The organism is Streptomyces sp. NRRL S-31 (assembly GCF_000718775.1).
GTDB lineage: Bacteria > Actinomycetota > Actinomycetes > Streptomycetales > Streptomycetaceae > Streptomyces.
Map to the genome: position 1 here is coordinate 1 of NZ_JOCB01000082.1, position 26,187 is coordinate 26,187.

Annotated in this window: 19 protein-coding genes; 5 read left to right on the forward strand and 14 right to left on the reverse strand. The window is 73.4% G+C overall.

Translation table 11 applies throughout. The features are described from left to right. Positions 1-104: 104 nt before the first annotated feature. The 9 genes from IF37_RS0128025 to eccD form a co-directional block, all read right to left on the reverse strand. Positions 105-437, reverse strand: a complete 333-nt coding sequence (locus tag IF37_RS0128025) for a hypothetical protein (RefSeq protein WP_030748343.1) — start codon at positions 435-437, stop codon at positions 105-107. Continuing rightward, complete coding sequence (locus IF37_RS40965) at positions 430-867, reverse strand: YbaB/EbfC family nucleoid-associated protein (protein ID WP_052845401.1); 438 nt, start codon at positions 865-867, stop codon at positions 430-432. The genes IF37_RS0128025 and IF37_RS40965 overlap by 8 nt, the downstream gene beginning before the upstream one ends. Positions 868-958: 91 nt before the next feature. After that, positions 959-2,254 (reverse strand): T-complex 10 C-terminal domain-containing protein, encoded by a 1,296-nt coding sequence (locus tag IF37_RS0128035; protein ID WP_158727399.1) that lies wholly within the window; start codon positions 2,252-2,254, stop codon positions 959-961. Continuing rightward, positions 2,251-4,290 carry an AAWKG family protein gene (locus tag IF37_RS0128040; RefSeq protein ID WP_030748351.1) on the reverse strand — a complete coding sequence of 680 codons (2,040 nt, stop codon included), beginning with the start codon at positions 4,288-4,290 and terminating at the stop codon, positions 2,251-2,253. The genes IF37_RS0128035 and IF37_RS0128040 overlap by 4 nt, the downstream gene beginning before the upstream one ends. Before the next feature lie 5 nt (positions 4,291-4,295). Next, on the reverse strand, positions 4,296-4,730 hold the full coding sequence (locus IF37_RS0128045) for a type VII secretion system-associated protein (RefSeq protein WP_030748353.1): 435 nt from the start codon (positions 4,728-4,730) through the stop codon (positions 4,296-4,298). Positions 4,731-4,830: 100 nt separating this feature from the next. Beyond that, entirely contained in the window at positions 4,831-5,142 is a 312-nt protein-coding gene (locus IF37_RS0128050) for a WXG100 family type VII secretion target (RefSeq protein WP_030748359.1), read from the reverse strand. 45 nt (positions 5,143-5,187) lie between these two features. Then, positions 5,188-5,565, reverse strand: coding sequence for a hypothetical protein (locus IF37_RS0128055; RefSeq protein ID WP_030748362.1), 378 nt, complete (start codon positions 5,563-5,565; stop codon positions 5,188-5,190). A gap of 341 nt (positions 5,566-5,906) precedes the next feature. Continuing rightward, positions 5,907-7,394 carry a type VII secretion protein EccB gene (gene eccB / locus IF37_RS0128060; RefSeq protein WP_030748364.1) on the reverse strand — a complete coding sequence of 496 codons (1,488 nt, stop codon included), beginning with the start codon at positions 7,392-7,394 and terminating at the stop codon, positions 5,907-5,909. 22 nt (positions 7,395-7,416) lie between these two features. Further along, positions 7,417-8,814, reverse strand: a complete 1,398-nt coding sequence (gene eccD, locus IF37_RS0128065) for a type VII secretion integral membrane protein EccD (protein WP_030748367.1) — start codon at positions 8,812-8,814, stop codon at positions 7,417-7,419. A 332-nt stretch (positions 8,815-9,146) separates the two neighbouring features. Between eccD and eccCa the strand changes: the two genes are divergently transcribed. Continuing rightward, positions 9,147-13,157 (forward strand): type VII secretion protein EccCa, encoded by a 4,011-nt coding sequence (eccCa, locus tag IF37_RS0128070; protein WP_052845404.1) that lies wholly within the window; start codon positions 9,147-9,149, stop codon positions 13,155-13,157. 687 nt (positions 13,158-13,844) lie between these two features. Here eccCa and IF37_RS0128075 read toward each other — a convergent pair. After that, complete coding sequence (locus tag IF37_RS0128075; protein ID WP_052845402.1) at positions 13,845-15,005, reverse strand: S8 family serine peptidase; 1,161 nt, start codon at positions 15,003-15,005, stop codon at positions 13,845-13,847. 503 nt (positions 15,006-15,508) lie between these two features. Here IF37_RS0128075 and IF37_RS0128080 point away from each other — a divergent pair. Next, positions 15,509-15,805, forward strand: coding sequence for a WhiB family transcriptional regulator (locus IF37_RS0128080; RefSeq protein ID WP_030748374.1), 297 nt, complete (start codon positions 15,509-15,511; stop codon positions 15,803-15,805). A gap of 85 nt (positions 15,806-15,890) precedes the next feature. After that, positions 15,891-16,187, forward strand: a complete 297-nt coding sequence (locus IF37_RS45280) for a hypothetical protein (RefSeq protein ID WP_030748377.1) — start codon at positions 15,891-15,893, stop codon at positions 16,185-16,187. On the opposite strand, the gene IF37_RS46680 is transcribed toward IF37_RS45280, so the two are convergent. Further along, positions 16,085-16,465 (reverse strand): NAD(P)-binding protein, encoded by a 381-nt coding sequence (locus IF37_RS46680; RefSeq protein ID WP_367647129.1) that lies wholly within the window; start codon positions 16,463-16,465, stop codon positions 16,085-16,087. The genes IF37_RS45280 and IF37_RS46680 overlap by 103 nt on opposite strands. A 436-nt stretch (positions 16,466-16,901) precedes the next feature. Between IF37_RS46680 and IF37_RS0128090 the strand changes: the two genes are divergently transcribed. Together IF37_RS0128090 and IF37_RS0128095 are read left to right on the forward strand one after the other, a co-directional pair. After that, positions 16,902-19,199, forward strand: a complete 2,298-nt coding sequence (locus IF37_RS0128090) for a SpoIIE family protein phosphatase (RefSeq protein ID WP_079165912.1) — start codon at positions 16,902-16,904, stop codon at positions 19,197-19,199. A gap of 204 nt (positions 19,200-19,403) precedes the next feature. Further along, complete coding sequence (locus tag IF37_RS0128095) at positions 19,404-19,862, forward strand: DUF5709 domain-containing protein (protein WP_030748384.1); 459 nt, start codon at positions 19,404-19,406, stop codon at positions 19,860-19,862. Positions 19,863-20,089: 227 nt separating this feature from the next. Here the strand turns inward: IF37_RS0128095 and IF37_RS0128100 are convergent, their stop codons facing one another. The 3 genes from IF37_RS0128100 to IF37_RS0128110 form a co-directional block, all read right to left on the reverse strand. Beyond that, the gene (locus IF37_RS0128100) at positions 20,090-20,347 is read right to left on the reverse strand and encodes a hypothetical protein (protein WP_158727400.1); all 258 of its coding nucleotides are present in this window, start codon (positions 20,345-20,347) and stop codon (positions 20,090-20,092) included. A gap of 479 nt (positions 20,348-20,826) precedes the next feature. Then, a complete protein-coding gene (locus IF37_RS0128105) occupies positions 20,827-23,133 on the reverse strand; it encodes a molybdopterin-dependent oxidoreductase (protein ID WP_030748390.1) in 2,307 nt (768 codons plus the stop codon). Positions 23,134-23,332: 199 nt separating this feature from the next. Next, positions 23,333-26,167, reverse strand: a complete 2,835-nt coding sequence (locus tag IF37_RS0128110; RefSeq protein ID WP_037857192.1) for an AAA family ATPase — start codon at positions 26,165-26,167, stop codon at positions 23,333-23,335. Positions 26,168-26,187: the final 20 nt, after the last annotated feature.

Sequence of the window (26,187 nt, forward strand, 5' to 3'; positions counted from 1 at the left end):
ACACGCCGCTGCATCGCAGCCTCATCAAGATCAGGCCACTCCATCCCGGTCAGGAACTTCAGCAGATTCCCCAACGGCGACCCAGGCGACAGATCCACTTCTTGCTACCGCCGGCCTCTGCTCTCGATTTCGTGGACGGCGTGGTCCTGGGCGCCGGAGAAGCTCAGGCCGGACGTCAGGGTCTTCGTCGCCGCGCCCATCATCGCCGCGGCCAGAGCCGACACCGCGTCCCGCAGTTCGCTGTGCGGCTGGACGTACTGCTTGGCGAAGACGCTGCCCAGCTGTCCGACACCCCACGGGGGGTTGCCGGGGTCCCACGAGGTCTGGTCGGCGTAGCCGTGGGAGAGGCGCTCCAGGATCTGGCTGATCCGGTCGGTGACGTCACCGCCGCGCACCACGGAGTCGGGTTCGGCGGCGAAGACCCTGTCCTCAGCCATGGGAGCCTCCGGAGCGGCGGGCGGCGGGGGCAGCCTTGTCGGCGTCCTGGCGGGCGGTCGCGCCGGCCGCGTCCAGCAGCCGGTCCAGGTCGAACTCCTCCGGGTCGGCGCCCACGATGCCGGAGCCGATGCCGGAGACGGAGCCGAACAGCTCCGTCGCCCGCGACAGCACCTCCTGGCGGGCCTGCATGAGGGTGTCGAGCACGCTGGCGGCCAGCTTCTGGCCCGACATCGTCTGGTGCTTGTTGCCGAGGAAGCGCAGTGCCGTCACCTCGCCCTGGGCACCGACCGTCACCTCCACGGCACGGTCCTTGGACCGCACCGTCGCCGACAGGGACGCCATCTCGCCCCGCACCCGGGCCAAGGTCTCGCGGTGCTGGGTGAACTCGGACAACGCCTGCTGGATGTGCTGCTCGAACGTTTCTTTCATGGTCCCTCCTCACAGGGGGGTGTACTACGGGGTGCGGACGACGACGGGGAAGGTGGAGGTGGCGGAGGTGTCCGCCGCGCGCCGGTCACGGTCACCGTCCGATCGAAGCGGGCAGACCGCCTTCTTCGGTGCCCCAGACGTCACCGCCGTCGTCCACCCGGCCGGATCCGCTCTGCGTGGACGGGCGGACGTAGCCGGCTCCCTGGTCTCGTCGCGGTCGGCTGAGAAGCTCCTCGGAGTCCTCCTCCTCTTCCTCGTAGAGGTCGGGCTCCGGGTCCGGCTGGGATCCCGGACGGCCCACCTGCTGGGTGTGGAAGAAGGCGCCGTCGGACTCGTCATCGCCGTAGACCTCGCGGATCCGCTCCTGTTCCTTGTTCTGCTGGCCCTGGCCCATGCGGCCCATGCCCGACATCATCATCATCGGTGAGAGCAGGCCCGCCAGGCCGGGGTCGGCGCCCTGGCCGGCCGCCGCCGTCGCGGCCTGGCCCGCTCCCGCTCCCAGACCGCCCAAGGCCTCGGCCTGTCCGGGGCCGGCCGGCCCGTCGGCGGGCCCGGCCGTCCCGTCGAGGAGGGCGGCCGTGTCGGGGCTCGGCAGGGTCTGGAACTGCCCGTCGGGCCCGCTGACGGTGCTGCTGCCGTCGGGGAAGGTCGTGGTGGTGAAACCGTCCGCCCCCGTGGTGGCGGTGGTGCCGCTCGGGTAGTGCACGGTCGTGGCGCCGTCCGGCGTCAGGGTGGTGAGGGTGTTGGGGCCACCGGAGACGGTGGGCAGGCCGGCCGGTTCGGGAAGCTGGGTGAGGGTGCCGTCCGGCAGGGTGACGGCCGTTCCGTCGGAGGGTGTGAGGCCCGTTCCGTCCGGACCGGTCGAGGTGACCGTGCCGTCCGGGTGCAGGGTGTAGGTGCCCCCGCCGGGCAGGGTCGTGGTGACCGATCCGTCGGGCCCGAGCGTCGTCGTGGAACCGTCGGGGTTCACCAGGCTCTGGCCGGGGTCCAGGTGGGTGGAAACGGTCTGGCCGTCGGGTGTGAGCGTGGTGACCGTGCCCGTCCGGGGGTCGATGGTCGCCGTGCTGCCGTCGGGGAAGTCGGTGCTCACCGTGCCGTCGGGGTTCTGCGTGGTGACGCTGCCGTCGGGGTTGGTGAAGTGGGTCAGTCCGTCGGGTCCGACGGTCTCGGTCACGCCGTTGGGGAGCTGCGTCGTCGACGTACCGTCCGGGTTCGTCGTCGTCACGCTGCCGTCAGGGTGGGACGTGTACGACGAACCGTCCGGCAGGTGGGTGGTCACCCCGCCGTCCGGGCTCAGCGACACCGTCGAACCGTCCGGGTTGGTCAGCGCCTGCCCGGGGAGCAGGGTGCTCGTCGTCGTCACGCCGTCGTCCGTCGTGGTCGTCACGGTTCCGTCCGGGCCGACCGCCACGGAACCGCCGTCCGGGAGTGGGTGGTCACCCCGCCGTCCGGGCTCAGCGACACCGTCGAACCGTCCGGGTTGGTCAGCACCTGCCCGGGGAGCAGGGTGCTCGTCGTCGTCACGCCGTCGTCCGTCGTGGTCGTCACGGTTCCGTCCGGGCCGACCGCCACGGAACCGCCGTCCGGGAGTGCGCCGACCGTGGCAGGCGAGGAGAGCAGGGTCGACAGGTCGGGCACGGAGGGGGCGCCGACCGTCGAGGGTGTGCCCGCCGAGATGTCGGTGGCCGAGGGCGCACCGGCCGTGAGATCGGCCGTCGACGGCACACCCGCCGAAAGATCCGTGGCCGAAGGCACACCCGCCGTGAGATCGGCCGTCGACGGCACACCCGCCGAAAGATCCGTGGCCGAGGGCACACCCGCCGAAAGATCAGCCGTCGACGGCACACCCGCCGAAAGATCCGTGGCCGAGGGGAGTCCGCTGAGCAGGGTGTGCGGGTCCGCCCCGTTCGCGGCGAGCGTGGCCGGCGTGCCGGTGGCCGAGTCCGCGGTGAGGGTCTGGGGACCGCCGACCGTGGGCAGCCCGCTGAAGAGGTCCGACGAGCTGGGCGTCGCCGTGTCCGTGAGGCCGTCCGTCGAGGAGGACGGCGTGCCGATGTCGGTGCTGCCGACCTGGAAGTCCTGTCCCGACAGAGGGCCGTCCGTCGGGTAGGTGCTCCCCACGGGGGATCCGTCGCTCGTCAGGCTGGTGACGCCCTTCGCGAACTTGTCGGCCTGGTCCCGTGCGTCCTGCTGCGCCTCCTTGGCGGCCTCCTCGGCCTCCCGCTGCGCGTCCTCCTGTGCCTTCTCCGCCTGTTCCTTCGCCAGCTTGTCGGCGAGACTGACGGAGGGGATGTCCTCGAAGGCGAAGCGGGTGTCATGACCGGAGTCGAGGACCTGGGTCCACTTGGTACCGAGATCGGTGGCGATCTGATGTCCGGGTTCGTCCAGGTTCGCCTGGATGTTGTTGGTCCACCGGTTGATCGCCTCCTGGGCGAGGCCCGACCAGGTGCTCTGGTCCTTGAGGTTGCCCCAGGCGGTGTTGGCGGAGAAGCCGGGCGTGGGATGCCAGCTGGTGACCGTCTCCGTCGAGGTTCCCCAGTTGTACCTCGTCGTCCGGTAGGCCACCTTCGGGTGGTTGTACTGCATGATGAACCACTGGACGTCCCACATGAGCTCGTCGAGGATGCTCGTCGGCTCGGCCGGCGGGACGTGGGAGCGGGTGCTGCCGTCCGCCGAGGTGACGTTGATGCCGCGTCCCCGGCGCCAGTAGAAGTCGTCGAGCTGCCTGCTCAGGTCGGTGTACGCACGGTGGAGGTCGTTCTGGGCCCCGATCAGGTTGTCGCCGTGCAGCGACCATGCCTGGGTGCCGGTGACCACCGAGGTGTTCGTGGGCGTGAACCCGGGCGGCCTCAGCAGGGTCGTGTAGTGGTCGTACTTGTCGTGCAGGTCGTCGATCAGCTCGCGGAACACGTCCGCGGCGGTGCCCTTCCACGCCGCGTTGTCCGCTCCGATCGCGTCGAGCCAGTTCTTCAGGACCGCCGTGCGGTTGCGGAAGAACTGGCCGGCCCGGTCGAAGGAGTACGCCGCCTGGTTGAAGGAGTGCAGGTCGACGCCATCCGTGAGGCCGGGATCCCCGCCGTAGGCGGACGGCTCACCGGCCGACTGGAACTGGTTGACCAGGCGGCTCAGCGCCTCCCTGCTGCGCTCCCAGTACGTCGTGCCCTTCGCCAGATCACCCTGGTAGCTGATCTGTGCCGTGTACATGTCCACGCTTTTGCCGTGCTGCACGAAGTACTGGAAGGTCGCCCCGTGGCCGGGGTCGAGATGGATCTGCGGAGTGGTGCTCCGGTGCTTCTCCTTCTTGACCTTGACGTCGATCCAGGGGGTGCCGCTGTCCCCCTTGACTCCGGTCACCTCCGAGCGCCCGGGCAGTGTCCAGCCCGTGAGCAACTTGATGATGTTTTCCCAGTTGTCGACGGCCATGGCGATCAGCCGGAGGTGGTGGAACTGTTCGACGAGTACGACCCGCCGGACATGTCCGAGTCGTAGTCCCTGATGGCCGACAGGAACTTCTGCCCGTCCACCTGTTGCAGGGTCTCCCCCTGGGTCTTGAGCATGCTGTCGACCACGTCGTTGAGCTGCCGTCGCAGATCGCGGAAAGCGGTGAGGTGACGGTTGAGCACCGAGTCGATCGCCTTCGCCGACTGGATGGTGTGGCTCACCAGGCTCTTGCCCGCGGTGTCCGAGTCGCCCGCCATCGGGCCGATGACGAACGGTCCGTTGGGGGCGTTGGAGATGTCGTACAGGGACTGCCCCTCCTGGTCCGAGGCGCGCAGCCTGGCGATTTCGTCCCCCGCCTCACGTACGTCCATTTCGGCGAACGTACGGAGGGAGGGAGCGTCCAGCTTGGTCAGATCCGGCATTGCTTCCCCTACGACTACGACGGCGGCACACGTTGCTGAGGGACGCCCCCCTGTGGGGATCACGGCGGGGCGCGGTGGAACGAACTGACGGTGGGCGCCGTCAGAACCTGATCTCTTCGAAGCCCTGCGCGTTGCGGGTCACGGTCTTCGTGTACATGTCGCTGATGTTGTCGAGGGTCTGCGCGTGCCGCTGGAGGATGCTGGACAGCGCCTGGACCTCGGAGTTCCAGGTGGGCTGGACCTTGCCGTAGTAGATGTCGCGGTCGGGGCCCAGCCAGTTGCCGACGATGCCGGCCAGCTCGCCCTCGAGCTGGTGCACCACGTCGCTGATACGTGTGGTTTGGTGCATCATCTCCTCGGCGAAGGTCAGCGCCTGGCCGTGGTCGATGTAGATGCCGTCTTCGGCGCCCATGGTGTTCTCCTTGATGGGGGGTGGGACGGAGGGTGGCGGTCTGGGTCAGGCGCCGCGCATGGCGGTGTAGGTACCGTTCTCGACGTCGGATCCGAACGCCGTCAGGTGTCCGTCGCCGTCGACGATGGCCTGCTGGGCGCCGGCCTGCGCGCTGTTGGAGGACTGCATGCTGTTGCCCAGCTGGTTCTCCATGGCCTCACAGGTGCGCTTGATGCGGTCCACCTCGCTGAGCCAGGTGTCCATGACCCGCGCGTAGGCACGGCCGTCCTCGCCCTGGTAGTGCGCCTGCAAGGTCGCCTTGGCCTGCTGGACTTCGCCCTGGATCAGCGTCATCTGGCTCCGGGCGCCCTCCAGGCTGGAGATGGCCTGGCCGTAGGTGGCTGTGGAGGACTCCTGCAGCCGTCCGTTGGTAGGGGTGCTCATCGTGTCGTTGCCTTCCGTTCCATCGGCGGATCGAGTGGGGGGTCACGTCGCTGCCATGGCGGGGTCTCGCCGTGGGACGTGCGGAACATCTGTGCGCATGTCCGGCCGCGGCCGACTACGTGTGTGTAGGTCGGGATGCTGCGGCCGACACATCGAACGGGCCGTCAGAATCGGACGGTCGGATCACCGCGATGATAAACCTGCGATGGCGGGGGCGACAAGTGACACTCAGTCATGTGTGTTTTGCATGTGGGCATGTGCGTTCGGCATGTACCTATGGGTCGTCAAGTCACCCGCGGAGAGTGACCGTTGCCCGCAGAACGGCGAGGTGGTCACACGTATCAGGAGGTCCCATGCCCTGTCGCGCACCGGCTCCCGCCGGTGACATCGCTGCGGCCCGCCTGGGCCGCCTCCGGGGACAGGTCGGGTCCCGTCGGCAGCATGTCGAGCAGCGGGGAGGGCAGCTTCTGGGCCCGCCGCACGTCGTAGCCGAGCGCCGTCGCGGCGTCCGCGGAGGCGATGCGGTACTTCCGGCCGGTGTCGGTCACCAGGTAGGTGGTGTCGCCCATGCCCGTGCCCGCGCTGCTCAGCGCGCGTACCAGGGCGCCGCCCGAGGCGGGCACCGACACGGTGTCCACCGCCAGGCAGGCCGGGACCAGGGCCCGGCCGGGCGCGGTGGCCCCGGCGGCGACGGCCGATGAGTCCACGGCGACCAGGGAGACGCTGGTGCCCGCGTCCCCCTGGGGGATCAGCCGTACGCACAGGTTCCGGTCGTCCCGGCGCTGGGCGAGGACCGGGGGCGCGGCGGGGATCACGGAGCCCGACCGCTGTACTCCGGCCGCCTCGTCGTGGGCACCCTTGGGCGCCAGCACGCGGTCGAGGGCGTTCGGGGACAGGGCCAGGGCCTGCGGGGCCTTCCCTCCGTATGCCTTCTCCCGGGTGTCGGACGCGCCCAGGAGCAGGGCCGCCTGGGTGGTGGTGACGGGGGTCAGGCCCGAACGCAGGAGCAGGTAGTACTGCTGGGCGGCACCGGGCGTGCGGACGACGAAGACCTGGCCGATCCGCGTGGCGGTGCCGTCCACGTCCGGTCCCGGCCCGCCCTGGCCCGCCACCCGGGGCGCGGCCAGGTCGGCGCCCGCCGGCACCGCGTCGAGGAAGGCGGCGGACACCGGCAGGGGGTCCGCCGCCGCGTAGCCGAGGGCCGCGACCGCGGCCTGCCCGGCGGCCAGCCGGAAGCGCGTGCCGTGCCACACCAGGAACAGGCCGCCCTTGTCGTCGCGCACGAGCACGCCGTCCGCCACGGTGTCGCCGGGCAGACGGGAGTCGACCACCAGCGCGGTGGTGCCCACGCGTTCGCCGGAGTCGGTGGGCCGCGTTCCCGCGCATACCTGCCAGGCTCCCGGGCCGCCGGCGTCGGGCAGGTCGTCGGGGGCGCCCTCGATGCCGACCGGGTCACCGTGCGGTGTGCCCCGCAGGGACGCGGCGGAGACCGTGTCGGTCTTCAGGTCCGCGCCGACCAGCAGGCGCGCCGAGGCGTAGTTGCGCACGGGGCGCAGCCGGGTGCCGTCGAACAGGTAGCGGGCGCCGGTGCCCTCCTCCACCACCAGGGTGTGGCCGTCGCGCCAGCCGGTGGCGCCGCCGGGGCTGATGAGTCCGTAGACCAGGAAGCCGATGGCGAGCACGGCCGCGAAGACGGCGCCGAAGGTGACGCCCCTGTCGGTGCGGCGGGTGGACGGTTCGGGGGCGTCGGGGTCGGCGCGCAGCAGGCCGCTGGTCAGCCGGGAGACGACGAAGCGGTGTGCCTGGACCTGGTCCCGCCGGTTCTGCATGACGTATCTCCTCGTTCGCCGGTCAGCCGTTGGCCGAGCGCAGCAGCTGGTACACGCCGAGGCTCCACAGCACGGCGGGCAGCAGCGCGAAGGCCGTCGCGGACTGCAGCAGGTCTCCGGCCCGGCCCCAGTGGGGCAGCATGCGACGGCCGGGAATGATCCAGGAGGCCACGGCCAGGCCCGCGGTGCACAGCAGCAGGGCGCCCGCGACCGCCAGGCGCACCCCGCCGCCGCCGTGGGCGGCCAGCCAGGCCGCCGCCAGCAGGGGGCCGAGCAGGGCCGGCACGGTCAGCGCCAGCCGCTGCCAGGCCGTGCCCAGGCTGCGTCCGTGCAGGAAGAGCAGCAGCGCCAGCAGGGCGCAGGTGGTCATCTGGGGCGGCTCCGGGCGGCGGGCCAGGCCGGCCAGGCAGGCGGCGCACACGGCGCCCGCGGCCAGGTAGAAGCCGCTCATCCAGCGGTCGGTGGCCGCGGAGCGGCGGGCGAGGTCCTCGCCCTCGTGCGGTTCGATCCCCTCCTGGAGCTGCTCGGGGGTGGTGGGCAGCGGCGGCAGCCGCAGACCGGCCAGGGAGAAGGACAGCCGCGGCACGAACGCCCCGAAGACGACGGCAGCCACCGCGACGGCCCCGGCCGCGGCGGAGAACGGCGCGTCCAGGGCGATCATCAGCACACCGCCCAGGACGCCGGCGGCGCACACCACGATGGCGGAGGCGAAGACGACGACGTGGACGGAGACCACGGACAGGGCCAGGGCGGCGCCGATCCCGGCGGCCGCCGAGCCCGCCAGCAGGTGCGCGCCGGCCCGGGCCGGGTCCCCGGAGGCGGTCCACGGGTCGCCGGTCAGCAGGACGCCCGCCAGCCCCAGCAGCAGGCCGGCGCCCAGGCCCAGCACCACCGCGCCGGGCGGGTCCTCCATCACCCTGGCCGCCGCCCCCGCGCCGGCCAGGGCCAGCAGCGCCGCGCCGGCCGCCAGCGCGGCCCGTGACGCCGGGTCACCCGGCAGCGCCAGTACGACGAGGCAGGCCAGGAGCGCGGCGCCGGTCATCAGCCGCAGGGTCCAGCGGCTGGTCTCCGGGGTCCAGGCGTGGGGCAGTTCGCGGACCGTGCCGGCGACGGCGTCGACCAGGTTGTCGTGCCGCACCGGGGGCAGTGCCTCGGTCTCCGGGCGCAGCAGCAGTACCTCGCCGTCGCGCAGGTCGTGGGCGTCGAGGGTCAGTTCACCGTCCAGCGGTGCGCCGCCGATGCGTTGCAGCACCCAGCCGCCGTGCTCCAGCCCGGCTTCCTCCAGCTGTTCGCCGGCCTGTGCGACGACGACCGGGAGCAGGTCGGCGAGCGGGATGTCGGCGGGCACGGCCAGGTCGAGGATCCGCTCCGGGGCCCGTATGGTCACCCGGCACACACCCGTCGTTGATCCTTCACTCATACGTGTTCACACCTCTTCGGCGGCGGGGGCCGCTCGGGGGCCGATGGGGGGTCCCTGGACCGGAGCCTGTCGGGGGGTCCGCGGGGGAGAGCCGGTCGCCGGAACCGGCAGCCGACGCGGCGGAGAACCGGTGTGCGGCGAACCACTGTTGGCGACCTCGGTGGTGCCCGATAGTCTCACAGGTGTCGCCGTACGGCGCCAGGGCCCCACGGGTTGCCCGGCACGCCGCCGTCCGCGCGCCCTCCGTCCGCGCACACCCGATACACACCCCGCGCGCGGACCCCGTGGCTTCGGGCTTCGCATCTCGTTGAGAAGGACGTCTTCAGTTGAGCGTGGTTTTCTTCCGCAGGCCGGCCCGGCGCCGGGGGCCCGAGATGCCCGAGGGCGAGATGGTGCTCCAGGAGCCGCCGGTGCTGTCCGAACAGGTACCGGACGGCGGCGCCGGTCTGATGACGTACCTGCCGATGGCCATGATGTCGGGCGCGATGGTGCTGCTGTACGCGCGTCCCGGCCAGTCCTCCGGTCCGATGACGTACGTGGTGGTCGGCGTGATGGCGCTGGCGATGGTCTTCATGCTGCTCGGGCAGCTGATGCGCGGCGGCACGGAACGCAGGCAGAAGCTCAAGGGAGCCCGCCGGGACTACCTGCGCTACCTCGGCGGCGCCCGCCGCAAGGTCAGGGCGGCGGTGGCCGAGCAGCAGAGCGCCCTGGCGTGGCGACACCCGGGGCCCACCGCGCTGTGGGCGCTGGCGCGCACCACGCGGCTGTGGGAGCGCCGTCCGTCCGACCAGGATTTCGGCGAGGTACGGCTCGCGGTGGGCGAGCAGCGCCTGGGCATGCGGCTGACGACCAATGCCACCAAGCCCGTGGAGGACCTCGACCCGCTGACCGCGCATGCCCTGCGCGCCTTCGTCAACGCGTACTCCACCGTCCCCGGACAGCCCATCGCGATCTTCCTTCCGGCGTGGGCTCGGGTACTCCTGCGCGGTGAACGGGAGGAGGTGCTCGGGGTGGCGCGGGCCCTGCTCGGCCAGCTGGCGGTCGCGCACTCCCCGCAGGAGTTGATGATCGTCTTCTGCGTCTCCGCCGAACGGGCCGGGGAGTGGGACTGGGCGAAGTGGCTGCCGCACACCCACCACCCGGTGGAGACGGACGGGGCGGGCCCGGTCCGGCTGTTCGTCTCCGCCGCCGGCGAACTGGAGGCGCTGCTCGGTGAGGACTTCGCCGACCGGCCGCCGTTCGAGGCGGGCGCCACGGCGAGCCAGGACGAGCCGTACACGGTGATCGTGGTGGACGGCGGCCAGATGCCCTCCGGGCACCCGCTGGCCCGTGCGGGCTTCCGCAACACCGTGGTACTCGACCTGTCGGGCGACCTGCCGTGGCGGCCGGGCCGCACCACGCTGCGCCTGCACGTCGAGGAGGGCGAGGTGCGGCTGGTGCGCACCGGCCGCAGCCGCAAGGAGTCGATGACCGCGCTGGGCCGCGCCGACCGGCTGGGTCCGGCCTCCGCGCGGGCGCTGGCCGCGGTGCTGGCCCCGATGCGCACCGGCGTCACCGCGGAGGCGGCCCAGCCGCTCGCCACCGACGTGGAGCTGACCACCCTGCTCGGCATCCCCGACCTGTACCGGTACGACCCGAAGGCCTACTGGGAGCGGCGCGGCGCCTCCGCGGGGCGCCGGCTGCGGGTGCCCATCGCGGTCGGCGCCGACGGACGCGCCGTCGAGCTGGACATCAAGGAGTCCGCGGAGGGCGGCATGGGCCCGCACGGCATGCTCATCGGCGCCACCGGCTCCGGCAAGAGCGAGCTGCTGCGCACGCTGGTGCTGGCGCTGGCGCTCGGCCACTCCTCGGAGTCCCTGAACTTCGTGCTGGTCGACTTCAAGGGCGGCGCGACCTTCCTCGGCCTGGACCAGCTGCCGCACACCTCCGCGGTCATCACCAACCTGGCGGAGGAGGCGGCGCTGGTCTCCCGCATGCAGGACGCCCTGCACGGCGAGCTGATCCGCCGCCAGGAGCTGCTGCGCGCGGCCGGCAACTACACCTCCGCGCTGGAGTACGAGAAGGCGCGCGCCGCGGGCACCCCGCTGGCGCCGCTGCCCAGCCTGTTCGTGGTGGTCGACGAGTTCAGCGAACTGCTCTCGGCACACCGCGAGTTCATGGAGCTGTTCGTGATGATCGGCCGGCTCGGCCGCTCGCTGGGCGTCCACCTGCTGCTGGCGTCGCAGCGCCTGGACGAGGGCCGTATGCACCAGCTGGAGAGCCACCTGTCGTACCGGATCGGCCTGCGCACGTTCTCGGCGATGGAGAGCCGGGGCGTGCTCGGTGTGCCGGACGCCTACGAGCTGCCCTCGCAGCCCGGCGCCGGGTTCCTCAAGAGCGGCACCGAGCCGCTGACCCGGTTCCGCGCGGCCTACGTCTCCGGTGGGTACCGCGAGCGGTCCGGCGCCCTCGTCCAGGAGCGGGTCGCCAGCCAGGTGGTGGTCTGGAGCGGGGAGCGGGTGGCCGAGCGCGAGCTGCCGCCGGCCGCCGGGGAGCGGCCGCCCGGCGAGGGCGGGGAGAACGAGGAGGACGCGCCGTCGCTGCTGTCGGTCGCGCTGGAGCGGCTGCGGGACTCCGGGCCGCCGGCGCACCAGGTGTGGCTGCCGCCGCTGACCCAGTCGCCGACCCTGGACCGGCTGCTGCCGCCGCTCTCGCCGGACCCGGTGTACGGCCTGACCACCGCGGACTGGGCCGGGCGCGGCGCGCTCCGGGTGCCCGTGGGGGTCGTCGACCGGCCCTTCGACCAGAAACGCGACCTGCTGACCGTGGACCTGTCCGGCGCCGGCGGGCACGTCGGCATCGCGGGTGGCCCGCAGAGCGGCAAGTCCACCCTCGTGCGCACCCTCGTCACGGCGCTGGCGCTCACCCACACACCGCGCGAGGTGCAGTTCTACTGCCTGGACTTCGGCGGCGGCACCCTGTCCGGACTGACCGGGCTGCCGCACGTGGGCTCGGTCGCGACCCGCCTGGACACCGAGCGGGTGGGCCGCACCCTCGCGGAGATCAGCTCGCTGCTGGCCCGGCGCGAACGCATGTTCCTGGAGCACGGCATCGACTCCATGGCCACGCTGCGCCGCCGCCGGGCGGCCGGCGAGTTCCCCGAGGAGGCCTACGGTGACGTGTTCCTCGTCGTCGACGGCTGGTCGACCGTCCGGCAGGACTTCCAGGACGACATCCCCGCACTGAGCCAGATCGCCGCACGCGGGCTGAACTACGGCATCCACCTGGTGATCACGGCCGCGCGCTGGGTGGAGCTGGTCGCCGCGATCCGCGACCAGGCCGGCACCAAGCTGGAACTGCGCATGGGCGACGCGATGGACTCCGTGGTCGACATCCGCAAGGCGGCCAGCGTGCCCCGCTCCCCCGGACGCGGCCTGACCGTCGAGGGCAAACTGCACTACCTGGCGGCGCTGCCCCGGATCGACGGCGCGGAACGTGCCGACGACCTGGCCGACGGCGTGAGCGATCTGGTGGCGGCGGTCACCGAGAGCTGGCCGGGGCCGGGTGCGCCGGCGGTGCGGATGCTGCCGACCAGGCTGGACGCGCAGGACCTGCCGCCCGTCGCGCCCGAGCGCCGCTTCCGTTTCCCGCTCGGCCTGGAGGAGACCGAACTGGGCACGGCCTGGCACGACTTCTCCGAGACGCCGCACCTGGTGCTGTTCGGTGACAGCGAGACCGGCAAGACGAACCTCCTGCGGTTGACGGCCCAGCACATCGTGCGGACGTTCACCCCGGCCGAGGCGCGGATCCTGGTCGTCGACTACCGCCGTCAACTGGTGGAGGCCGTGCCCGAGGAGTACCGGCTGGGTCACGCCGTCTCGGTGGACCAGCTGCGCAAGCAGGTGACCGGTGTGGGGCGGGCGCTGGCGGAACGTACGCCGGGACAGGACATCTCACCCGCCCGGATGCGGCTGGCCGACTGGTGGACGGGCCCCCGGCTGTTCGTCCTGGTGGACGACTACGACCTGGTCGCCCAGCCCATGCAGACTCCGCTCGAACCGCTGCTGGAGCACCTGCCGCTGGGCTACGAGGTCGGCGTGCACGTCATCGTCGCCCGGGCCGCCGCGGGCGCCATACGCGGCGTCAACGACCCGCTGGTGCGGCGCATCCTGGAGGTCAACTCACCTGGTCTGCTGCTGTCGTGCCCGCCCTCGGAGGGCCACGTCTTCGGCGTCAAGCCCCGTGTCCTGCCGCCGGGGCGGGGTCTGTACGTCACCCGCCGCCGGACCACCCAGATCCAGACGGCGGTCGCGGCCCCGGAGGGGACCCCGGGCCCGGAAACGGGCGGAAACCCGCTCCGCTGACGCTGACGGGGCGGGGCGCGAGGGGGGCGGACGGCCTCCTCGGGTGGACCGGCCCGGCCGACGGCGCGAGGCGCGAGGCGCGAGGCGCGAGGCGCGAGGCGCGAGGCGCGAGGCGCGAGCGGAGTCCACGGGCGGCCCGGCCGGAAGCCCCGCCGGTCCCCCGTCCACGGCCGGCCCGGCCCGCCGCTTCGCCCCCGCCCACGCCGCGCCCGACGACGACCGGACCTCCCGACACCCCGACCACACCCAGTGCCCCGCGGGGTGGGATTGCGGGCAGGCGTGCGAGCGGAGTCCACGGGCGGCCGGCCGGAAGCCCCGCCAGTCCACCCGTCCACAGCCGGCGCGGCCCGCCACTTCGCCCCCGCCCACGCCGTACCCGACGACGACCGGACCTCCCGACACCCCGACCGCACCCGGTGCCCCACAGGGCCGGCGGGGTGGGGTCGCGTGCAGGGGTGCGAGCGGGGTCCACGGCTGGCCCTGCCGGAAGCCCCGCCGGGGACCGGTCCACAGCCGGCCCGGCCCCACCACGTCGCCCCCGCCCACGCCGCGCCCGACGACGACCGGACCTCCCGACACCCCGACCACACCCGGGGCACGGCCGGGGCACGGCCGGCGCACCACCGGCCGGGTTCGGCCCGTGTCCGGCCCACGCCGCCGGGGGTACCGGACCGGACGGGCGGTCCGTCAGGTGTGCTCGCCCGTTCGGCGATGGGCCCGGCGGCGCAGTGCCGCCGTCACCGCCAGGGCCAGCGCCAGGGCGGCACACGCCGCGGTCAGCGCGGCCGCGCGACGGACCGTCCCGCCGTCGCCGACGACCGCGAGCACGTGGAAGCCGGCAGCGGCCGGCGGCTCGGCGGCCGGGCCGGAGGGCAGGACGCCGGTGAGCGCGCCGTTGACGTCCAGGCGCGGCACGTCGGCGGGGTAACCGGTGCGTTTCAGCCGGTCCGCGGTCTGCGCGGCGGTCAGGTCCGGATGATAGGCCCGTACGAGTGTGGCGGCGCCGGCCGCGTAGGCGGCGGCGAAGGAGGCCCCGCTGCCCACGAAGTGGCCGTCACCGGATGGTCCGATGCCGCTCACCAGGTCGCCGGGGGCCGCCAGGTCCGGCGCGGCCGGCTCGAACGCGCCGTCGGGGCGCTTCCCGTCGGCGCCGAAGTCCACCACCGAGAGCACGTCCGGCGCGGCCGCGGGCCAGAACGGCGTGGGGGACGGCGTCGCGCCCGGGGTGGAGGGAGTGCCGTCCGGCACGGCGGGGGCCACCAGCAGCACGTCGTGAGCGGTGGCGTAGCGCACGGCGGAGGCGAGTGAGGAGTCGCTGCGCGCCAGCGCCGCCGACACCGTCACGACCCGGCACCCGGCGTCCACCGCCGCCCGGATCCCGCGCGCGACCGTCCTCGCGTCGGCGTTCCCGGTCACGTCGGTGCCACGCGCGGCGAAGATCCGCGCGGCCGGCGCCACGCCGGCGAATCCCACGCCCGGGCGCGGAGCGGCGGCGATGAGCCCGGCGACGAAGGTGCCGTGCCCCACGCAGTCGGAGCCCGCGCCCGGCTCGGCCGTGACGCGGCCGGACAGCGCCGCCGCCTTCGGCGACACGCCCGTGTCGACGACGCCGACCGTGACGCCCGCGCCCTCGGTCAGCAGGCCGGCCTCGGCGAGCCCGAGCACCCGCTGGGCCCACGGAACCTGGGGCATGACGGTGGCGGACCCCTTGGTGCAGGTCGTCGCCGTGGCGTCGAGGCGGGCGGGGACGCTGGGCAGGCGCAGCGCGCTCGCCGAGGGCGAGGGCGTGGACGTGCCCGAGGTGGGCGCGGCGGTCGCCGGGCCGACGGCCGTGCACAGCAGGAGCACGGCGGCGGACGCCGCCGCTCCGGTGCGGATGCCGCCACACGTGCGCGGAGGATGTGTCCGTGTCCGTGGACGCGGGAGAAACCTGGGAGTCACAGAGCCTCCGTCGCCTGTCGCCGTCAACTTCCGGAAGGTGCACGTATCGTAGCCGCGGCGCGGTACCGCAACGGACACGCGCCGACCGATAGGTGTGCACATGCGGTGGCGATGTGGGACCGGCGGCCGGCCACTCGCCGTGCGCCGCCGTGTCACACGTCGTACATCGCGGCACTGCCCCGCCCTCGGCCCCCGCCCTCGGCCCGCCGACGGGCTCGCCGCTCGGCCCCGGGGAGCCGTCCCACTCTCGCGCGGTGCGAAGTCGCCTCCGCCCGAGCCTGCGTGGCGTGGTCGGAGCGCGCCCCCGCGCTGATGTGTTCCGGTCAGTCAAACGACGGATGTGTCCTTCTCCCGCCCGGGGCATTCTCGGTCGGACAGGAGCAGGCAGACCGTTCGTGAGGTGAGTGACCGTGTCCGGACCCCGCTACGCCCGTCCCCGCAGACCCGTCGGTGACCTGTGGGAGTGGCAGCTCTCCGCTGCGTGCCGGGGCATGGACAGCTCGGTCTTCTACTCGCCGGCGAATGAGCGCGGACGCCGTCGCCGGGCACGCGAGGAGCGGGCGCGCCAGGTGTGCGCCGGGTGCCCGGTCAGGGAGCAGTGCGCCCGCATGGCGCTCGCGACGGGTGAGCCCTTCGGCGTGTGGGGCGGGCTGTCGGAGGCCGACCGCAACCGGTTGGCGAGCGGTGCCCTGCCGATGGCCTCGTGACCCCGCCGTCGGTCCGGGCAGCGCGGCCACCGCGCCCCTGCCCCTGGTCGCCGTGGCACGCCTACTGACCCAGGAGAGAACCCCCATGACCGACCTGAGGTACGACACGCTGCTGGCCCGCCGTCAAGGACTCGTCCGTGACCTGCCGGAGAGCAGCCACGAGGGTGCCGACCTGCGCTGGGTGATGAACTCGGCGACCCTGATCTACGGCGAGCACGACGCCGTGCTCGCCGACACGGTAGGCGTCCGCGGCGGACTGCCGCACGCCGTCGACCGCGGTCAGCTCCGTCCAGGCGACGCCTTCCGCGTTCGCGCCGTTGAGGTCGTCCGTCTGAGTGCGTTGACGGCACTGGAGCCGCCCAGCACCTTGCCCCGCGGATAGTCGATCTCCCTGCCGTGCAGAGCCGGCTGCGCGACGGTCCGGTACCCCCAGTCCACCTCGCTGCCCCGGAGGCCGAGCCACGCGCCGGGTACGGACATCGCCGCGGGCCCCTCGGCCTGTCCCGCTTCCACGAGCAGGACCCGGTTTCCGGGGTCCTGCGACAGACGGGACGCGACAACGGAGCCGGCCGTGCCGCCTCCCACTATCACGTAGTCGAAATCTTCCCCGGCGGACACCATGGGTTTCTCCTCACTGATCGCTCGCGCGGCCCCATACATGGCTACAGCAGCCCTGGCTGGGTCACGACCGCTCAGAGCCTACGCTCCCTCAAGATACGTTTCTCGGTGGCCGAGCGCCCGCCACCCAGACACCGGTGCGCACACGTGTTTAGAACGGCCACTGTCGGGAGGTGTGGTCGACAGGCGACGGGGACGGCGGAAGACCGGCCACGGATCCGCGTAACGGCGTGGACGGCTCCCGGGTCGGCGGCAGCCGTACGACGTCGCGGTCACTGGTGTGCGACACCGCCGGGCCCCCGGTGCCGGTGGCGGGGTCGTACGGTTCCGGCGCGCCGGAGGGCGCGCGTCCTCGTGTCCGCCCATGGCCAAGCTTTACTAGGATGGATGAGAAGAGGTCACTGTCACCGAGGCGGCGTGACGTGCGAACGCCCTGCCGCCTCCCGGTTCGCCACCGCAGCAGACAAGGGGGTGATCGGTGACCAGCGGCGACACCTCCGAGACGCACCCCGGCGGTGACGGTTCCGGTGGAATCGGCACTCGGCTCGCGGACGCCCTGCACCGCACCGTCTGCGAGACGGTCCGCCGTTCGGGTGCGGTCACGGCCGCCGTCCATCTGCTGGACGCGGACCGGACCCGCCTGGAAGTGGCGATGATCGCGGGCAGCCCGCCCTCGATCTTCAGTGTGCTCCCGGGAGCGGACCTGGACTCGCCCTACGAGCCCGCTCGCGCGCTCGCCTCGGGCACCACAGTGGGGGACCTGGAAACGCACCGGGACGCTGAGCACGCGCAGCCCCCGCTGTCGTACCCCTACCTCGCGATCGCCACCCCGGTGGTCGCGGGGGACCGCCGCTTCGGTGCCCTGATGGCTCTCCGGCTCGACACGCACGGCCCCTACTCGGCCGCGGACCGGGCGGCGCTGGAGGAGGAGGGGAGGGGGCTCGCCGCGGCCCTCACGACGCTCGCCGACCGCGGCGAGGCCGTCGTCGCCCCGTGTACCCCGACGCTCATCCCGGCACGGCCCGCGAGTGTCCGCACGGCGGGCTGGGGTCTTCCCGGTGTGCCGGGCTCGGGCGGCACGAGCATGATGTACCCGCTGCGCCGACTCGCCGACCTGCTGAACCAGGCCACGACCAAGCAGGAGGTCATGGCCGCCGCACGGTCCTGCGTCATGAGACCACTGCGGGCCCGCGCCATCGTCCTCGCCGTGGCCGAGGACGGGCGCTTCTGGGTCGTCGGACACAGCGGCGACTCCTCGGAACTGGCCCGGGGCCTGCACGGCAGCACCGCGAACGCCGCGTCGCCGGCGGCGGACGCCCTCCAGGCCGGCCCGCAGTTCCGCGGCGTGGAGCCGGCCGGACCCGGTGACGGGCCCGGCACCGGGTCCCCGTCGGCCCGGGATCTCGCCGAGGCACACCTGCCGCTCGTCGGGAACAGGCACGTCCTCGACCTCCCCCTGCTCCAGGGCAGCGACGTCCTCGGCGTGTGCTGCATGTTCTTCGACGGACCCCGCGGTTTCCCGCCGGAGGAGCGGGCCCTCATGACCATGATGGCGGGTCTGCTCGGCGCGGCGGTGCAGCGCGTCGAGCTGAGCGCGCAACAGCAGCAGGTCGCCGAGCACCTGCAACGCCAGCTCCTTCCCCCCGTGCTCCCGCTGTTCCCCCGGCTGACGGCCACCGCCCGGTACCGGCCCGCCGACACCACGTCCAGGGTGGGCGGCGACTGGTACGACATGATCCGCGCGCCCGGTGACCGCGTCGTGCTGGTCGTCGGCGACGTCGAGGGGCACAGCCTGAACAGCACCGCGCTGATGGGCCAGGCGCGGACCGCGCTCGCCTCCTACGCCGCGGAGGGACACCGTCCCGCCGTGGTGATCGACCGCACCGGCGGACTGCTCGCCAAGCTGGGCGCGGACCTCCTCGTGACCTGCTGCGTCGTCTCCCTGGACATGTCCGACGGTACGGCCGAGGTGGCGCTGGCCGGCCACCCCGAGCCCCTGGTGCGCCGGCCCGACGGACGTCTGTCTGCGCTGCACGCGCCCGCCAACCTTCCCCTGGGCGTGGCCACCGACCAGGCATACCAGGGCCGTCAGCACACGCTCCGGCCCGGCTCCGTGCTGATGCTGTACTCGGACGGTCTGCACGAATACGCCCCCGCCGACCCGGTGCCCTGGGCGCAGACGCTGTTCGACAGCGCCGGCCCGGAGACCGGCGATGACCTTGAGCAGCTCGCCGACCACGTGGTCGCCGAAGTCACCCGGACCGCGGCGGCCGCGTCGTCCCGGCAGCGCCGCGACGACGCGGTGCTGCTCCTCGCACGTTACGAGCCCGCGCTCGGGAAGGAGGCGCCGCGCACGGCGGCACTGCACGTGCAGCGCCGTGATCTGCAAGGGGTCAGGACGGCCCGTGCCTTCGTCACGGAGCAGTTGCGTGCCTGGGACCTGGCGACGCTGGCGGACACCCTGCAACTCCTCGTCTCCGAACTCGTCACGAACGCCCTGGTCCACGCGGGCAGCGACGTCGACGTCCGCCTGCGCGCCTTCGGCGACCGCGTCCGGCTGGAGGTGCGGGACTCCGAGAGCGACCCGCCGATGCCCTCCCCGCTGGCCCTGGCCGAGGAGGACAACGCCGAGGCCGAGCACGGCCGTGGCCTCCTCATCGTGGAGGCGCTGGCCGGCGGATGGAACACCTCCCCCAACGGCCGCGGCAAGACGGTTTCGCTGGAGATGACCGTCCCGGACCGCTCCCTCACGGGCGCGCCCGTCCTGGGGGAATAGAGCGCTCCAGGAGGACGGGGTCGGGAACGGTCGGCGGGCCGCCACACGTTTTCACACCCGCTGCGCGCGACGGGGCGGCGGCGCCGATACGCTTGCGCCACGCCGTGGCCCGATGTGGTGCCGCTGCCCGCCGGGCACGGAAAGACGGCTGCCGTGGCCGTCCGGCCCTCGACACGATGGAGGAATACGTTGACCGACGAAGCGATGGGTGACGACGTCTACCAGCCGGACGGCTCCGACGTACAGGACGACGCCGGGGTGCTGGACGCCTCCGACACCCTGGACTACCGGGCCGGCGAGGAGGCCCTGGACGAGGGCTACTCGCCGCCGGAACGACCGTGGGGTGTCCGGCACAGCGGGGTCACGGCCGCCGAGCGGCTGCGCGGGGAGAGCCTCGACGAACGCCTGGCCGAGGAGATACCCGACCTGCGGCTTCCCGAGGGCGACGGCATCGGGGACACCTGGGACACCGACGGCGAGCTGATCGACGCGGAGGTGGGTGACGTGCGTGCCGGACGGCTCGTCGCGCCCGACGAGGGCGTCCGGGCCGACACCTCGTCCCCTCTGGTCGCGTACGACCGGGGCCTGGACGGCGCCGGGGCGTCGGCCGAGGAAGCGGCCATGCACCTGATCCCCGAGTCCGACACGTATCTCGAGGACTGAGTCCGGGCTCAGCGGGCGTTCCCGCCGGCCGTTCCCGACGGTGCCGCCCCTGGCAGAGTGCCGGCCCCCGCACAGCGGCCCCCGCGCAGGCCGGCGGGGCGGTGCCCGGCGCCGGGGCTTCCGCCGTGTCTCCCGTGCGGGCCGCGCCGTCGTGCGCCGCCAGGACCGCGGGAGCCAGGCCGGGAGCAGGCCGCGGCCGCCCGCTGCCGCGCCGTCGCAGTCCTGCCTCAGCGTCCCGCCGGTACCCGGGCGCGCCACGCCCGCGCCGATCTCTCGCGCGCCACCTCCAGGCGCCGCCGTTCCTCCGCGCTGAGCAGCCCCAGCAGCCTGGGATTGCCGGCCCAGCCGTTCAGCAGGGCGTGTGACCCGCCCAGCCGCAGGGAGTACGCCCACATGCTCTCCCCCTGGCCGCGGTCGACCCAGGCACTGGCCCAGGTGACCAAGTGATGGATGCGTTCCTCATGGCTGAATCGTGCAGTGATCATGACCTCCACCTGCCTGTACGTGGTCTGGTGGCCGAGTGGGACACGGAGCGGAGGCCGCCGGGGTTCGACGGGGCCCTGAGGGCGCACGGCCGGCTGCCCGGGTCCGGACGGCACGAAGAGGGGCCCGGCACCGACTCCGGGCCCCTCGGCCGACGCACCCACCCCCATGTGGGGCGACGGCCGCAGGCGGGCCGCCCATGGAGACGGCCGTTCCTCCCGTACCCCGGCCGATGCCTGCGGGAGGGTCCTGCACTATGAACACGTGTGAGCGGCCGCCCTGGTTCGAATCCGTTCCGTCCGGCCGGCGGCGGCTCTCGGTCACGGGCAGCGGCCCACCGTTGCCGTGGGCGCACACGGGTCTCCGGTCTCCGGTCTCTCGGTTCAGAGACCGGCACTGATCCTGCGGGCCCACGTCGACGTGGTGCCGCCGGGTGACCTCGGCGAGTGGGCGGGCGGCCCGTTCGTCCTGACCGGACCCCTCAGCCGGTGACCAGCCGGCGGACCCGCTCGCTGTCCCGTTGGGCGGTGTCCCGCTCCTCGGCGGTGGCCGGTTCCAGGCGCACCGGGACGTCCTTGTGGTGCGGAGTACCGGCGATGGGGTCGCGGTCGGCGGCGTCGGTCAGGAGGTTGATGCGGGGACCGTGGACCACGCGTCCGCCCCGGCCGTCGGGAACGGACATGCCGTAGCCGTGGGGCAGCGCGAGCTGACCGGCGCGGAGCGTGCCGTCGACCTCGGCGCGGGCCACGACGCGTCCGGTGCGCGACACGACCGCCACCCAGTCGCCCTCCGCGGCTCCCACCGCGGCCAGGTCCTCGGCCCGTGCCCGCAGCGCGCCGTCCGGATCCGTCCGGCGCCAGGCCGGCGGACGCAGGATCTGGTTGGCGTTGTGGCTGCGCCGCTGGCCGCCGATCAGCGACAGCGGGAACTCGGGGTCGGGCCGGTCGTCGGCCGGGTCCAGCCCGGCGAGCCACTCGAGCAGTTCCGGAACGTCCAGCCGGACGCGCTCGCCGTGCATCAGGTCCCACACCTCCTCGTAGGTGTGCGCGCTGAAGGCGAGCCCGCCGGGTGAGGAGAGGACCCGGTCGAACAGTTCCTCGCCGAGGGCGGGCCCGGCCAGCCCGGTGCCGAGCGCCCGTTGCACCTGTACGGTCATGCGCCGCGCCGCCTGGTGGCAGCCGGCCCACAGCACCGCCGCGGGCGCCGCGCCGGCGGGCAGTGTACGGCCGAGCGTCAGGTACAGCAGGACCGGCGCGATGCCCGGTACGTCCTTCAGCAGGGGGGCGGCGCGCGACATGAGGCTCGCGCGGTCGGTCCGCGCGATGTCGGTGAGGTCGTCCAGCACTTCCCGGCCGGGCAGCGCGCCGAGCTTGTCGAGCAGGCGGGCGTAGATGTCGGCCTCGGCCAGGGTTCCGGGGAGGGGGTCGAACAACGGCGGACGCAGGTGGAAGGAGTTGACCGGCCATTCGAGCGTGAAGTAGGTCCACTCCCACTTCTCGTGCTGGGAGGCGGCCGGCAGGACGTAGTCGGCGAGCGCCGCGGTCTCGGTGTACGCCACGTCGACGACCACGGAGAGCTCGGCGGCGGCGATGGCGCGCTCGAACGAGGCGGTGTCCGCGGCGGTGTTGGCGGGATTGGACGAGTCGACCCACATCACCCGCGCGCGGTCGGGGCGGTCGGCCAGGAACTCCTCCGCGAGGGTGTTCAGCGGCAGGTAGCCGCCGATGTACTCGAACCCGGTGATCGCCGAGCGCCGGCCGGCCGAGTGCGTCCACAGCGGCGTCAGCCAGGAGTGCAGCGCGTTGGTACCGGGCCGGCCGAAGTGACCGGTCAGCAGGTAGAGCAGCTTCTCCAGGTAGCTGTTGAGGGTGGAGTTGCGGCCCTGCTGGATACCGAGTTCCACCCGGACGGTCATGGCACGCGCACCGAGGATGAGGTCCACCGCCCGCTCCACGTCGGCTCGCGGGAGCTCGGTGCGGGCGATGAACTCGTCCACCGGGACGCGGCGCAGCACCTCGGCCACCTGCTCGAAGCCCTCGGTGCGCGCGCGCAGGAACGCCTCGTCCTGACCGCCCCGCCCAAGGATCAGGGCCAGGATCGCGCCCAGCAGGTAGGCGTCCGTGCCGGGCCGCAGCGGCAGGTGCAGGTCGGCGGCCGCGGCCGTCTCGGTGCGCCGCGGATCCACCACGACCATCCTGCGAGCGGGATCGTTCTTGATGGTGTTGACGACGTTGCGGGCGCGGTTGAAGCCGTGCGCCTGCCAGGGGTTGCAGCCGATGACGAGGAGCAGGTCGCACTCCTCGACGCCCTCGGCGGTGTGGCAGGTCTGGTGGCCGAACATCTTTCCGTTCACCCAGAAGTCGCCGGTCTTCTCCTGCGACAGCGCACCGAACATCCGGGTGGAACGCATCCACTGCTGCAGAGCGTGTCCGTAGGGGCCGCCGGAGTGGTTGCCCTGGCCACCGCCGCCGACGTAGGCCATCGGCCCCTCGTCCCCGCCGGTGTATCCGTCTTTGACCGTCCGCAGCCGGTCCGCGATCTCGGTGAGGGCGGTGTCCCAGTCGACCGGCTCGTGTGTTCCGTCGGGACGGCGGCGCAGAGGCGTCGTGAGACGGTCGCCGTGGTCGCCGTACCAGGTCAGCCGCTGGGCCTTCTGGCACAGGTACCCCTCGGAACGCGGGTGCTCCCGGTCACCGCGGACCCGGGTGATCTTCCGGCCCTCGGTCTGGACCTCCAGTCCGCAGTTGACGTAGCAGAGACTACAGGCGGTCTTTCGCCACTGTGCCATCCGAACTCCCGCTCTCGCGCGCCATTGTGTCGCCCCAAGGGCACGGCCGAGCCGTACGTATGGCCGCACGGACCCTGCCCGGTGCGCGGCACCGTGCGCCTCGGTCGGGAAGAGCCGCAGCCGTGGACCGGTGACACACCCTCACGGTAGTACACACATATACACCACGTGGCACACGTACGGCACAGGTGTCACGGCGTCAACCGTCCGGCACCGGCCGGCCCGGTACGCCCCGGTCACCGGATCCGGCGTCCAGCGCGTCCCGCAGTTGCGCCCGCGTCGTCACGCCGAGCTTGGGGAAGGCCTGGTAGAGGTGGAAACCCACCGTCCGGGGCGACAGCAGCAGCCGGTCGGCGATCTGCCGGTTGGTGAGCCCCGCGGCGGCGAGCCGCACGACCTGGCTCTGCTGCGGGGTGAGCCGGTCGAGCAGCCGTCCTCGGCCGCCGTCCTCGGGCGGCACCACGGCGCCACAGGCCCTCAGGCCCTCGGCGGCCTGTTCGGCCCACGGCCGGGCCCGAAGCTGCTGGAAGGTCGTGAGGGCCTGCGCGAACAGCGTCCGTGCCTGCGCCGCCGTGCGCCGTCGGCGCAGCCACTGGCCGTACTCCAGGGCGATCCGGGCCCGGTCGAAGGGCCACTGCTCACCCTCCGGGTCGGCGAGTGCGGCCGTGAAGTGTGCGCCGCTCTCGGCGTCGGACGCCAGCAGGGCGCGGGCCCTGTGCACCTGCATGGCCAGCCGCCGCGACATGTCACCGCCGGCCGGCCGGGCGGCGACGGACCGCAGCACCGCGGCCGCCTCGGCCTGACGGCCGGCGTACACCGCCTCGGCCGCCAGGTCGCCGACGTGGTAGAGCGGGAGGCGGTAGTGCAGGGGCCGGGGGTCGGGCCCCGGGGTGAACAGGCCCCGCAGGTGTTCGAAGGCCAGTTCGTGGTCACCCTCGGCGCAGGCCGCGGCCCCCCGTACGGCCAGGACCGCGGCGTACAGGGCACGGCTCTCGGCCGGATCGACGCCCGCCGCCGCCCGGTCCGCGAGGTCGCGGGCGCGGCCGGCCTCGCCCCGCAGGGCGAGCATGGTGGCCTTGACGCACATCGCCGACCGCCTGGCCGGGTCGAGGCCGTTCTCCACCGCGGTCTCGTACACCTCCTCGTTCAGCGCCCAGGCCGATTCCCAGGCACCGCTCTCGAACTGTGCCGCGGCCAGCGTCTGGCCGACCTCGGCATGTGCCTTGCCCGGATCGACCCGCCGCATCTGCTCCATGGCCGTGCCCAGCAGCCCGACGGCCGTCCGCGTCTCGTCCAGGAGCCAGGCGGTGGCGCCGAGCAGGGCCGGCGCGTGCGGTCCGTGACCGCGACGGGCCATGACCCGCCGCAGCTGTCGGAGGTGGGCGTCCCGGTCCGCGAGCGGATCGCAGCCGACGCGCACCCACAGCCGCCGGCAGTCGTCCCCCGCGCCCTCCGTCAGGGCCGGGAGCAACTCGAGTGCCGTGCGGCGGTGGGTCTCGTCACCTGTGTAGTGGATCGCGTCGACGGCCTGGCTCAGGGCCGCCAGGGCCACGTCGCCGGCGGTGCCGACGGCGGACTCGGCCAGCGGCAGCAACCGGTCGAGCGCCGCCCTGTGGCGGCCGGTCGCCGCCATGGCCCAGCAACTGAGCAGCGTCGCCCCCGTCGCCAGGTGCGGATCGGACGTGCCGGTGGTGACCTGGGCGGCCAGTCTCTCCACCCAGTGCGGGCGGCCCGCGTGCATGGCCAGATCACAGGCTTCCAGCAGCCGCTGTCCCCTGCGGCCGGGGTCGGGAGTGAGCTGTGCGGCCCGCTCCAGGGCCGCGGCGGCGGCCGGGTACCCGCCGCGGCGGCGGGCCCGGTCGGCGGTGGACCAAAGGAGCCCGGCGATCTCCTCGTCCGGGGCGAGCGTGGCCGCCGCCAGGTGCCAGGCGCGGCGGTCCGGATCGTCGGTGAGGGCTTCGGCCAGGGCGAGGTGCACGTCCCTGCGTTCGGCGAACGTGGCCGTCTGGTAGACGGCCGACCGCATCATCGGGTGGCGGAACTCCACATGCCCGCTGTCCAGCCGGACCAGGCCCTCGTTCTCCGCGGCGAACCAGGCGTCGAGGCCCCCGGCCGGATCCCCGGCGGAGGCGGCGAGCAGGGCCGCGGGCAGATCGCTCCCGTCCGCGGCCGCGGCGAACAGCAGGGCGCGCCGGGTCAGCCGCGGCAGCCCGGACAGCCGGTCGGCGAACATCCGCTCCAGCCGCTGGGGCAACGGCAGCGTGCCGTTGAGCGCGTACTCCGCCCCGGCCGAGGAGTCCGCCGTGGCCCTGGCCAGTTCGATCAGCGCCAGCGGATTGCCCGCCGCCTGCCGCAGGACGGCCGCCCGCAGCGGTCCCCGTGGGGCGTCGGGCTGGAGGTCCAGCAGCCGCGCCGCGGCCCGGGCCCCGAGTGCGGGCACGACCAGCCGGCGAAACCCGCTGCCGAGTCGCCCGGGCACCTGGTCGGTGCGCGCGGCGGTGAGGATCACGATGCCGTCGCCGGCCACCCGGCGGGCGGCGAACGTCAGGGCGTCGAGCGTGCAGAGGTCGAGCCACTGGACGTCGTCGACGATCAGGAGCAGCGGCCGCTCGCGCGACGCCCGGGACAGCAGCGCCAGCATGCCCAGGTAGATCAGCAGGCGGTGGCTGTGATCGTCGGGTTCCCGGAACGGCGCTCCGCGCAGGCCCAGGGCCACCAGCAGGGCCTCGCCCTGTTCACCCGGCAGGTGCCGCGCCCCGGCGAGCAGGGGCTCCAGGAGCCTGCGCAGCCCGGCGAAGACCAGCTTCCGCTCGTTCTCGTACCCGGCGGCACGCAGGACGGTGACGCCCTGCCGTGCCGCTCGGCGCGCGGCGGTGTCCAGGAGCACGCTCTTGCCCGCGCCCGGCTCGCCCACCAGCACCCAGGCGGATCCCTTCCCGGCCTCGGCGTCACCGAGCAGCCGGTCGATGTGCGCCACCTCCTCGTCATGCCCGACGAGAGGCGCAGCGGTCGTGGCGACCGGCCTGTGAACCATGGATCCTCGCAAAGCCTCAC